Annotated in this window: 13 protein-coding genes; 1 reads left to right on the top strand and 12 read right to left on the bottom strand. The window is 45.7% G+C overall.

From position 1 onward, the window contains the following. A partial coding sequence (locus MED92_RS19180) for a glycine betaine ABC transporter substrate-binding protein (RefSeq protein ID WP_007020089.1) occupies window positions 1–194 on the bottom strand: 194 nt, incomplete at its 3' end. A gap of 396 nt (window positions 195–590) precedes the next feature. Here MED92_RS19180 and MED92_RS03435 point away from each other — a divergent pair. Next, window positions 591–1,076, top strand: a complete 486-nt coding sequence (locus MED92_RS03435; protein WP_007020090.1) for a MarR family winged helix-turn-helix transcriptional regulator — start codon at window positions 591–593, stop codon at window positions 1,074–1,076. Between the two features lie 37 nt (window positions 1,077–1,113). Here the strand turns inward: MED92_RS03435 and MED92_RS03440 are convergent, their stop codons facing one another. The 11 genes from MED92_RS03440 to MED92_RS03490 all read right to left on the bottom strand — a co-directional run. Continuing rightward, window positions 1,114–2,547, bottom strand: a complete 1,434-nt coding sequence (locus tag MED92_RS03440) for an aspartate kinase (RefSeq protein ID WP_007020091.1) — start codon at window positions 2,545–2,547, stop codon at window positions 1,114–1,116. A 171-nt stretch (window positions 2,548–2,718) separates the two neighbouring features. Then, window positions 2,719–3,984 (bottom strand): inorganic phosphate transporter, encoded by a 1,266-nt coding sequence (locus tag MED92_RS03445; RefSeq protein WP_007020092.1) that lies wholly within the window; start codon window positions 3,982–3,984, stop codon window positions 2,719–2,721. 18 nt (window positions 3,985–4,002) lie between these two features. Next, window positions 4,003–4,686, bottom strand: a complete 684-nt coding sequence (locus tag MED92_RS03450) for a TIGR00153 family protein (protein ID WP_007020093.1) — start codon at window positions 4,684–4,686, stop codon at window positions 4,003–4,005. A 242-nt stretch (window positions 4,687–4,928) separates the two neighbouring features. After that, complete coding sequence (locus MED92_RS03455) at window positions 4,929–5,498, bottom strand: class I SAM-dependent methyltransferase (RefSeq protein ID WP_007020094.1); 570 nt, start codon at window positions 5,496–5,498, stop codon at window positions 4,929–4,931. Between the two features lie 54 nt (window positions 5,499–5,552). Next, window positions 5,553–6,038 (bottom strand): GNAT family N-acetyltransferase, encoded by a 486-nt coding sequence (locus MED92_RS03460; protein ID WP_007020095.1) that lies wholly within the window; start codon window positions 6,036–6,038, stop codon window positions 5,553–5,555. A gap of 26 nt (window positions 6,039–6,064) precedes the next feature. Beyond that, a complete protein-coding gene (locus tag MED92_RS03465) occupies window positions 6,065–6,931 on the bottom strand; it encodes a M48 family metalloprotease (RefSeq protein WP_007020096.1) in 867 nt (288 codons plus the stop codon). Continuing rightward, window positions 6,921–7,379, bottom strand: a complete 459-nt coding sequence (locus MED92_RS03470; RefSeq protein ID WP_007020097.1) for an SH3 domain-containing protein — start codon at window positions 7,377–7,379, stop codon at window positions 6,921–6,923. Before MED92_RS03470 ends, MED92_RS03465 begins: the two co-directional genes overlap by 11 nt. Next, complete coding sequence (locus MED92_RS03475; protein WP_007020098.1) at window positions 7,372–9,258, bottom strand: CHASE2 domain-containing protein; 1,887 nt, start codon at window positions 9,256–9,258, stop codon at window positions 7,372–7,374. Before MED92_RS03475 ends, MED92_RS03470 begins: the two co-directional genes overlap by 8 nt. A gap of 113 nt (window positions 9,259–9,371) precedes the next feature. After that, the gene (locus MED92_RS03480) at window positions 9,372–9,887 is read right to left on the bottom strand and encodes a flavodoxin (RefSeq protein WP_007020099.1); all 516 of its coding nucleotides are present in this window, start codon (window positions 9,885–9,887) and stop codon (window positions 9,372–9,374) included. A gap of 140 nt (window positions 9,888–10,027) precedes the next feature. Further along, window positions 10,028–10,366 (bottom strand): ribosome hibernation-promoting factor, HPF/YfiA family, encoded by a 339-nt coding sequence (hpf, locus tag MED92_RS03485; protein WP_007020100.1) that lies wholly within the window; start codon window positions 10,364–10,366, stop codon window positions 10,028–10,030. 170 nt (window positions 10,367–10,536) lie between these two features. Beyond that, window positions 10,537–10,981, bottom strand: a 445-nt coding sequence (locus MED92_RS03490; protein WP_007020101.1) for a DMT family transporter, incomplete at its 5' end; no start/stop codon positions are given.

A 10,981-nucleotide genomic window follows, 5' to 3' on the forward strand; every position in this document is an offset into this window, starting at 1 on the left:
GGCATTGTGTCCCCAGGAACCAGCTCGGCTTCACAGCCAAAACCATGCTCAAGAATAAAGCGATCGACATTTGCCATTAGAGTCGCTGAACTCCAGTTCATATCAGCAATGCTTACCTTCCCACAATCATCTGCTGCAGCGGCAAATGAACTCGCGAACATTAGTGGAAGAATGGCTAAAGGCATTTTTTTCATGGGGAAAATCCTTACTCTTATTGTTTATTTTTCCTGAAGCATCGAATTATTGATCCAATACTCTGTTATTGATTAACACTCTGCACACGGCAGAAGCATGTGGACTTTAAAAACGAACACAAAATTTAGAAACACTAAGTAATATCAGTATAGCTAAACTAGGTTAAGTGGAGGAAATCTTAGGGGCCAGGCCAGTAGCGTGCACGCTCCAGCGCTTCTTTTCTTACAGGTTTTGAAGGTAAAACCACTAATTTAAGGTGCAAAACTGAAAGCCCAAACTGAAGGAATACTTAGTATACTAAAACATTAGCATTGCTAAGTAAATTAGCACGTTTTAAAACTACCATTATCCAAACTTATCCAATAATATCCGGATAAATTCATCTGGAGCCGCCTATGAACAAGAGCCAAGATGCCTTAGTCCTACTACGCCAGATTATTCGATCAACGGATATGCAGGAAAAGGAGATTAGCCGAAGTACGGGACTTACCTTACCACAACTGATGACAATGCAGACTTTAAGATTGTCTGCGCCGATTACCACAGGTGAACTCGCCAAAGAAATCAGCCTTACACAGGCGACAGTCACCAGCATTTTGGATCGACTAGAGAAGAAAGAGTTGATTCAGAGGGAGCGAGGCACGGATGATAAGCGCAAAGTATGGATCAGTTTGACCCCACAAGGTGTTGAACTGATGAAAGGCGCACCCACAACGCAACAAGATCTGTTTACCCGCCGTTTTGATGACATACAAAGCTGGGAGCAATCTATGGTGGTATCTGCGCTTGAGAGAGTGGCCTTTATGCTGGACGCACAACACCTTGATGCCGCACCTATGCTGGATATAGGCCAGATTGACAGACCGGATAGCCAGGAATAAAAAAGCCCGCAGATGCGGGCTTTTTTTATAGAACAACTTAAGCAGCTGAACCGATATCGTCTATGCCTCTTTCTATTAAAGCAGCATGCAGAGCGATAATCGCTTTTTCATAGTCCTCTTCGGAAACGACACACTGCATCTCTACCTGACGGATTGACTGGTGCAATGCCATCACATTGATATCTGCTTCTGCCAGGGCGCTAACCGTTCTTGCCAGAATCCCTTTAACTTTCATATGGGATCCGATCGCAGAGACTATCGCCAGGTTATGCAGACGGATCTGACCTTCCGGATACATATTTTCCATCAGGTTAGCAGCACGGTTAACCATCTTACGAGAGCCACCCACATAGTAGGTAATACTGTTAGCATCCGCATCTTTATTGATAACGTATAGCTTCAGTTGAGCCAGCAATTTAGAGATCTCAATGTCATATTTAGCATCACCCAGCATCTCCTGATCGAAGATCTCGATACCAAAGACATCTTTACGACCCGCGATGATCTCTACACGTGGCGCTTCACTATGGTAATCCTGACTGATCGTTGTGCCTTCATGCTCAGGCTCGAACGCGTTTTTAACACGTAGCTTAACACCATTACGACGCAGGCCTTTTGCCGCCTTAGGGTGAATCGCCTCCATCCCCAGATTAGACAGCTGATCAGCTACGTCATAGTTTGTCGCGCCAATGGTCACAACATTATCAGTACCCACTAGCATCGGGTCAGCCGAACTCAGGTGATACTCTTTATGGATAATCGCTTCGCCTGCACCGGTCACCGTGGCAATCATGCTGAAGGTCATCTCACTGTAACCGCGATCGAAGGTCTTCATCAGCCCTTCTTCACAATGAGTGTAACCCGTCGCAATCACCATCTCTTTATCAATCTCCACACCTTCGAACTGAGACTGAATCATCTCTTCAAAAGGAAGTGGCTGATCCATGTGCCAACCGGTCAGGTCAACAAAACGCGCATTGATGCCAGCTTTGCGCAACGCGAGCACTGAGTTATACGCACTGTGCGCCTCACCAATGGACGCCAGCATTTCACGGACCTTCATCAGGTGCTCATCCAACTGGAAATGACCATAGGTACACAGATGCTGCAGACTCTTCATGCAGTCACGAACATCATTCAGACGCTCGATAACAAAGCTATCTGCCGCATTACGCTCAAATTCAGCATCACCAAACAGCTCTGCGTTTATCTCCCCCATTCGAGCCTGAACATTGTTCAGCTCTTCCACCCAGGCCTCTTCGCTTTCAGCATTAGCAAAGCGGGCGTAAACACCGGGCTCACCTGTCTTCTTATGCTCAAGAAGATAGTTAGTAATGCCGCCATAAGCAGACACCACAAAAATACGGTTATACAGTTCCTCTGGCGCGGTTCGCTTACCCACCAGAATAGTATCCATCAATTCCTCAAAGCGACTCATGGAAGTGCCGCCGATTTTCTCAACTGTATGCATCTTCTTTCCGATAAAATCAGGATTACACTGTCCGACACTCGCCAGACACAAAAAAACGGGCAGAAATTCTACACCAATATGATGATTTTGTGATCATTTAATTATCTTAAGGCAAAAAAAAGCCCTGTATTCTTACGAATACAGGGCTTTTATCATGCTTAAAGAGCTTTCTTAACTAAACATACCTTTAAACATAAAGAAGAAGATGATTGCCAAACCAGCACCTGCTGGCAGTGTAACCACCCAAGAGATAAAGATGGTACCGACGATTCGCAGGTTAAGCGCAGCCATACCACGCGCAATACCCACACCCAACACAGCACCTACCAGTGTATGCGTTGTTGAAATTGGCAGGCCTGTACCCGATGCAACAACAACTGTTGTCGCCGCTGCCAGAGTCGCAGCAAAACCTCGGCTTGGTGTCAGCTCAGTAATATTCGAACCAACTGTCGCGATTACTTTATGTCCGTACATAACCAGACCGGCAACGATACCACCGCCACCTAGCAGCAAAATCCATGCAGGCATCGCTGATTTCTGGACAACTTCACCACCTGCACTGACTACACCAACAATTGCAGCCAAAGGACCTACGGCATTAGCAACATCGTTAGAACCATGAGCAAAGGCCATCGCACAGGCAGTGAACATCATCAGAATACCGAACAGTTTCTCAACACTGGTAAAGTGATGTTCACGATCCGCTTCAGCATCAGGGCGAATTTTCTTCAGCATCTGGACACCAATCAGCATGATCAGAACAGCAATACCGACCGATGCCATAGCACTCTGCGCCCAGCTCATATCCAGACCGACGTGCTTCAAGCCCTTAGTGAAGGTCACCATAGAGATGATGAAACCTACCAGGAAGATATAACCTGGAATGTAGCGCTTCGCATTTTCGAAAGGCTTATCGGTATCGAGAACCAGCTTTTGTACACTTCTAAACAAGAAGAAAGCTATTATCCCGGCTGTCACAGGGGAGACGACCCAACTCGCAACAATCTTCGATACCTTGCCCCAGTTAACCGCATCCATTGAGATACCAACCGCTGCAAATCCAACAATGGCACCTACTATAGAGTGAGTGGTAGAAACAGGCCAGCCAAAGTGCGTAGCAATCAGTAGCCAGATACCTGCTGCCAGCAGCGAAGCCATCATACCGAATACCAATAACTCAGGCGTTCCGCTGAGCAAGCCTGGATCGATAATACCTTTACGAATCGTCGAGGTTACAGCACCACCTGCAAGGTAGGCACCTAAGAATTCAAAGATAATGGCGATCATGATCGCCTGTTTCAGTGTCAGGGCTTTAGAGCCTACTGACGTACCCATTGCGTTGGCTACGTCGTTCGCACCAACCCCCCAGGCCATGAAGAAACCAAATACACATGCAAGAATGACGATGATATCGCCGTACTGAGCAATAATTTCCATTAGTCTTTACCGAATGAATTAACGAGCAACAAGTAGCTGCAAGCGGCTACCTACCTGTTGTGCACGATCTGCCAGATCCCCAACCAGGCGAATAACCTGATACAGGAACATCACATCGACAGGAGGAAGATCTTTCTCAATGCCAAACAATTTAGCGCGAATATCACGCTCATATTCATCCGTGCGGTGTTCCAGAACATCCAGCTCATCCAGCATCTTTTCGATCACATCAGTTTCATGACCGCCAAAACCACTATTAACAACATCATCCAGCTCTTTTAGAGCTGTCAGAGCTTGCTCTGAGGTTTGTAGCGCTACACGAAGGAAATCATTCATATCCGTTTGCAATGAAGTAGGAATCTCCATTTGGCGACCCAGCATAAGACCAGCAATATCCTTTGCCCTATTAGCAATTTTATCCTGCATACGTACAACTTCTAACAGATCCGTTCTTGGAACAGGCAAGAAGATGCTTTTAGGCAATCCCTGACGGATCTCTTTCTTCATTGCATCAGCTTCACCTTCCAGAACCGCAATTCTGGATTGAACTTCAGCTGCCGCTTCCCAGTCATTTTTAATGACCGCTTCAAAAAACGGAATCAGTTCTACAGCACATTCCTGAGCTTTGGCGATATGTTCCTGCATTGGCTGAAACGGTGAACGCGCAAACATCTGCAAAAATGGATTAGTGGTGGCAACCATATAACACCTATAAAAATATGGATATGTTTTGAACACTTCTGTTCAGGCGGGCGAATTATGACCGAATTATTACGCTGAGTAATTACAGTTTTGTTACAAAACAGTCATTTTTCGGTAAAAAAAATGAAATATTTAATTTCACGCATACAGACGATATACCGGGAATATCCGATGTAAATTGATTGCATAACAATGTATATACATCGCTATTTTCAAGGTGTTAAAAAGCGTGTTCTTATGCACTACACTTTTTTATAAAGATAAGAATCCATCCCGGATGAATCTCGGTCTGATTCCTGAAGAATAACCTCGAGGGCATCATCAACGTTTTGTATTTCGTTGGGCGCGAGGCAGAACCTTTGCGAAAAACCTGTCCTTTGATGGTGCTGCGTATTAAAGGTTGTTAAGAGAATATGCCCATCAGTTTTCGTGATACTAGCCAGCCCAGCCCATAAATCGCTCACCGGCTTGTAACGACTAATGACAATGGAATCAAACTCTCCTAGCGCAGAAAGATCCGCCCCAGTACTTTCCAGATCTATTACCGCTGTGTCGCACTTAAAGCCCTTATTGCTTAAGCGAGTTTCCAATCTATCCAGACCCACCTGGGAGATTTCAACGGCAACAACCTCAAACCCTTGTTCAGCCAGATATAAGCTCACAGCACCATCACCTGCTGCCAGGTCGAGTACACGCCCCCGCTTTAGCTGATCTAAGTTTCTTACAAGGAATTCCGGTGGCTTTGAAGTACACTCACTCAAATCACCTTTGGCAGCGTAACGCTTATCCCACTTCTGTTGTGCATTCGGCATACTCAGGAACCTAATACTTCGTAAATAAAGCTAAATGATACTTCGTAAATGAAGCTAAATGAGGCAAGCGCCAATCGTTTCATAGCTAGAAAAGCCATGCGACTGCCAGAAACGATCCGCAGCTTGGTTTTGAGGATGCCAGCCGGCTTGAACTGAGGTTACGTCATTAGCCTTTAACCATTTTTTTGCCACCTTGAGCATCTCAGTGGCTATACCGTTTCTTCGTAGTGTTTCGGATACCCAAAGATTAAACAGTACTGCACTGTCAGGTCTCTCGTACACAGACTGCTTATTTAAAATGATGGATAGGGTCGCAATGATCTGTCGATCATAATTCAGAGCAATCATTACTCTGGCATCTTCACGACGAAGACATCCTTGAAGTGTCGCAGAGAGTTGCTCACATAGCTTATCAGGATCTGGCTGACCAAACGGAGTAAAATGATGACTCGGCAGCGCTTGAGATAAGCCCTGCCAGATTGACAAGAGCTGATCTAAATCAGAAGCTGCCGCAGATCTAATCTCTTTAATTTCAGTCATTTATTAAGCTCAATTCAGTTGAGCTGTCACCTTATCACGTTCTTATAACGCTGTGTAAGCACCTGCCCCTGAAGTTCAGAAAGCATTAACGCCGTCTTCTCTAATGCCTCTAAACGTTCACTGGCTGGCGGATGTCGTTTTGTGAACCCTTTCCAAAAACCAGTATCTGCTTGCTGCGCATCAATTTTCTGCAAAACGGATATATAACTCATAGGGTCGTACCCTGCCCTCGCAGCGATAACCATCCCCATCGTATCTGCTTCCAGCTCGTCGCCCCGTGCTAAACCATTACTGTAAATATCCTGCACGGAGTTCAGTAGTTTGGTTTCTAATGAGTGATCACCCAATATAGCCGTCTGGCCGGATGAGTCATCCTGACTATCCCTGACAAAACGCGCTAAGTCTGCGGCAATTCCCACCTGTGCTTCCTTACGGATAGCATTTAGGTGGTGGCGCTGAACGACATGGGCAATTTCATGGGCGAGTATGCCTGCCAGTTCTGACTCGCTATTTAATTCAGACAATGTTCCCGTGGTGATATAGATATATCCACCCGGCGTCGCAAACGCATTAAACCGGTCGTCTCTGACAACCACAAACCGCCATGGAATCTCCGCTCGTTCAGTATGCTGTGCTAACCAGCCTCCCACAGACGAAACGTAGTGCTGAACCTCTCTGACATTATAGATAGAGGCTTGTTTCAGCAGAACAAGACTAATTTCCTGCCCGAGTTCAACCTCTTCCTGAAGCGATTTATCAAAAAGGTCAGATGACTTTTTCGTCGCATCCATTAACGGGGTTAAATTTATATTGTTGACCTGACAACCGCTGACCCACAGCGCTACAAATGTTAGCAATAAGAATCGGCTTAAAGAGAGTTGCTTATTCCACATAATCAATCTCCCTTGAGCTTAATCCAGCTTTGAGAGCAAATGATCGCGCCTTTTCAGGACTAACCTGATACTGCTCGATCTGCTCCAGGCTAATTCCTCTGCCACCAGCGACTAGGCCAACTTCATCCAGGCCTCTAACACCTGTCGTTAATGTTGTGTTCGACTGATACTGCACAGATCCTACCAATTGGGTGCTTTTGGCTGCGGGCGCGAACCGCACAGCAATCATCTTTAACCAACCCTTTTGACCCTGAGCCTGAACTTGATACCAGCCCCCCTGGCGTTTCAATATAGAAACCTGACTGTTTTTATTAAGCGACAGAAGCGCAGGGCTGCTATTGCGAGGAGATTCATGAAGCGCAATCTGGCGTACCGTAAAAGCATCCTGAGACGCTGATAGCCACGTTGAAAAAAATAAAAAGAGTAACACCAGCCGTCGTTTAATCATCGTTCAACCTCCTTGGTTGATAGACTGTCACTAACTCTTCCCGGCCTTTAACCTTATAGTCACCAATCAGTTCGAAGTCAAAAGCGTCGCCACAGGCAAGCCGCGTCTCTTCAGAAACCAAAAGCCGCCGACCCGCCTCTTTCGTCAACCCCTCAATACGACTAGCGACATTGACCGCATCGCCAATCGCTGTGTAGTCATAGCGACTGTGGGTTCCGATTGCTCCAACCACAACATCCCCCGTATGTAGGCCTATTCCAATATCAAAATCGAACAATCCATACTCACGGCGAAACTGCTTCATCTGTTCGATCATATCTAACGCTGCATTCACCGCTGCGATCTCTTGCCCAGGGTCATCAACCGGCTCGCCCCAGAACGCCATGATCGCGTCTCCGATGAACTTATCTAACGTGCCCTGATGCTTAAAGATCACTTCAACCTGCCGGGAAAAGTATTTGTTAAGCAGTTCTACAATTTCTGTTGCAGATCGATACTCAGAAAGATGGGTGAACTCTCGGATATCGGTAAACAAAATGGTAACCCGCGTACTTTTTCCTGCGATAGCTTGATCGGTCAGCCCCTGTTCAAGCAGTATTTTGACAACTTTAGGGTCGAGAAAGCGCCCAAAAATATCGACGGTTTTCTTCATCTCCCGCTGCTGCTGCATAAATTGCTGCGCATAGAAGAAACCCACCAGAAGGAAATAGATACTTATCCAACTGATAACTGGAAGTACGATAGCCATCTTCAACATCAACCAATAGCTCAATCCCAGCATGAGCACTATCACCAGACTTAAGGTCATCAAAGCGCTGAGTAAATTCCGCAACCAAAACAGGGCAAAAAGAATCAAAAGATAGGCCAGGAGATAGATTAATAGCTGTTGGAACAAAACAGCCTCTGTCAAAAACTGGCTGTTTAAAAAGTTATCGATAGCTGTCGCGAGGATAAAAACCCCTGGATAAGTGCTACTGATCGGCGTGACCTGGATATCATGAAGACCTGCCGCCGTAGAACCAATCACAATAATCTTATCTTTGAAGAAACCATCAGCCAGATATTCCTGCTGACCTGTCAGAGAGGCATAAACCTGATAATAGGGCAGCCTCTGATAGGGCTGATCTTCCCCCCTATACCAATCAAGTAATAGCGAATCTTTTTTTCTTTGAAACCCCACAAGGTCTGAAGCCACTTTGGCAGGCATGGTCTCTATACCCCAATGATGAACCGGGTGTACAGCTGCATAATGGCGCCCTACTCCATCCAGATCAGGGTGAAAATTAATGCTACCCAGGCGCCAAAATTCTGCTGGTACGGCATTCGGCAGCACTAAACTTGCGTGCGGAATCTGCTTTTCATCTGAGGGCTTAATGAAAGGTACTGTGTCCGGATACTGATCCAAACGCGGGAATAGCTCATCAGAATCGGTGCTTAGATGAAGAAAAGGCAGGTAGATATTCTGATAACCCTTTAACACCTCAGCAAAGTATTCGTCACTGTGAGGATTAAAGATATCCCGGTCGGCAAACAGGATATCGAATACGATGGCTTTAGGTTGCTGGGCCTGAACTAACTCAACGAGCTCTGCATGTATCGCTCTTGGCCAGGGCCAACCACCAGCAACTTCAGCGAGATTCGTTAAACTGGCATCATCGATATCGATCACAATGATCTCTTTCGAAGAAGGTCTTTGTTCAGCCCTTTCCCGAATAGTCAGATCCATCCAGAGGTTATCGATCCGCTGTAAAGGAGAAAGCAACCAATTAATCGCAGCCAGAACAATAAATAACAGGCTTATCAAAGCGATCATCTTCAATTCTGCTTTCCGGCCTAGCGCTGGCATAAAAACTCCTTTAATTGCCAGAGGCTTGCTCATGAGCCATCTTCAATGAGCGGGGACGTACCTTAAGCATAGGTCAGTATCGGCCAGGCACAAAAAAGCCCTGAATTTTCAGGGCCTTTTTAAAAGAATAAGGTAGCGCCGCGTAATCAGAACAAGCCTAACTCTAGTTTTACCTGATCTAACCAATTAGTGAGCCGCTCGGGAGTCTGTTCACGCTGCCAGTCTTCGTCTAACGCCAGTCCGATAAAGTGCTTCTTATCTTTTGTCAGCGCTTTAGACTCGTCAAATTCATACCCTTCAATTGACCAGTGACCCACAACCTCGCCACCTTTAGCCACGATTTTGTCATGGAGCATACCCATTGCATCGACAAACCATTCCGGATAGCCAAACTGATCACCCAGACCGATAAAGGCAGTTTGTTTGCCGGTAAAATCAATGGAATCGACTTCGTCCCAGATATCCAGCCAATCTTCCTGAACTTCGCCATAATCCCAGGTTGGAATTGCAAAGATTAGCAGCTCATAATCCATAACCGCCCCGATGGAACTGTCGGCAACATCGAACAGATCGATTTCACCTGCATCCCATTCATCTTTAATTTTTTCCGCAATATCACCCGTATTGCCGGTGGTTGTGCCATAAAAAAGCGCAGCTTTCACTTAATTACCCCAAATAAAGCAAATGATAATACTTATCATTATTTACATCATAAACAAATAATCAAGTTGATAAGGTTATATAGATATATGCGAGGCACAAAAAAGCCCGGTATTTAACCGGGCTTTTTTATCAAAACTGATCAGGCGGGTTCTGCTTCAATCTCGGCTTCAGTTGCCGGTCGTTGAACACCTTTTTTATTGACATTTTTCTGGTGAATCTTATCCAGCTGACGATCAATTTTGTCAGCCAGTGAATCCAAAGCAGCATATAAATTATCTGCAGACGCCTTAGCAAAAATATCTTTACCGGCTACATGCACAGTTGCCTCAGCGATGTCCTCACGGTCGTTCTTTTCAAGAATCACGTGAGCACTAGTGATTACCTCATACCTCTCCTGGCTGCTATCTAGCCATCCTTCTACTTTTTCCTTGATGCTATCAGAAGCTTTTACATTGCGGTGAGTAATTTTTACGTTCATGACACATTCCTTAATGCAATGTTGCTGTTAGAGTGCCCATTAATTCTGTTTATTAAGCACCCTTTACACTTACAGTAGTACCACTCTGGTCTGGGAATACAAGCACTTTTTTTCAACCAGATAAAAAAATTGATCTGAGTGGTACCGACTGGTCAGTTCTCAAACAGATGTCAGGCTTCTGTCGCCTTTTTTTTAGCCAAACGGCCACCACTTAGAGACAACAGCCCTGCCCCAATGATGAGAATAATGCCCAGCCAACTGTTCAATGCCAGCACTTCATCCCAGATTAACCAACCAAACAATGTAGCGAAGGCTACCGATGTATAGGTATAAGGCCCCAACTGCCCAGCGGGCGCTAAAGCATAACCACGACTAATCAACAGCTGGGCAATCGTCGAGACTGCCGCCATTAACACCAACCACCCAGTTTCCTGAAGCGTTGGAGTTTGCCAGTGAAAAAGCGCAGGAAAAAACGCCAATATGGTGCTAAAAAACGCGAAGTAGAAGACAACTCGCTGCGCCGGTTCCGTGCTACTCATCCGCCTAATGATCACTTTAGCCAAAGCGCCCAACATCGCACCACTGACAGCAACCAATACCGCAATATTCAGGTTT

The organism is Neptuniibacter caesariensis, assembly GCF_000153345.1.
GTDB classification, from domain to species: Bacteria; Pseudomonadota; Gammaproteobacteria; order Pseudomonadales; family Balneatricaceae; genus Neptuniibacter; species Neptuniibacter caesariensis.

Excerpts from the sequence above, each read along its gene's own strand:
- MED92_RS03475 (WP_007020098.1), bottom strand. The coding sequence starts at position 9,258 with ATGAGCAAGCCTCTGGCAATTAAAGGAGTTTTTATGCCAGCGCTAGGC.
- MED92_RS03460 (WP_007020095.1), bottom strand. The coding sequence starts at position 6,038 with ATGACTGAAATTAAAGAGATTAGATCTGCGGCAGCTTCTGATTTAGAT.
- MED92_RS03435 (WP_007020090.1), top strand. The coding sequence starts at position 591 with ATGAACAAGAGCCAAGATGCCTTAGTCCTACTACGCCAGATTATTCGA.
- hpf (WP_007020100.1), bottom strand. The coding sequence starts at position 10,366 with ATGAACGTAAAAATTACTCACCGCAATGTAAAAGCTTCTGATAGCATC.
- MED92_RS03450 (WP_007020093.1), bottom strand. The coding sequence starts at position 4,686 with ATGGTTGCCACCACTAATCCATTTTTGCAGATGTTTGCGCGTTCACCG.
- MED92_RS03445 (WP_007020092.1), bottom strand. The coding sequence starts at position 3,984 with ATGGAAATTATTGCTCAGTACGGCGATATCATCGTCATTCTTGCATGT.
- MED92_RS03465 (WP_007020096.1), bottom strand. The coding sequence starts at position 6,931 with ATGTGGAATAAGCAACTCTCTTTAAGCCGATTCTTATTGCTAACATTT.
- MED92_RS03455 (WP_007020094.1), bottom strand. The coding sequence starts at position 5,498 with ATGCCGAATGCACAACAGAAGTGGGATAAGCGTTACGCTGCCAAAGGT.
- MED92_RS03440 (WP_007020091.1), bottom strand. The coding sequence starts at position 2,547 with ATGCATACAGTTGAGAAAATCGGCGGCACTTCCATGAGTCGCTTTGAG.
- MED92_RS03470 (WP_007020097.1), bottom strand. The coding sequence starts at position 7,379 with ATGATTAAACGACGGCTGGTGTTACTCTTTTTATTTTTTTCAACGTGG.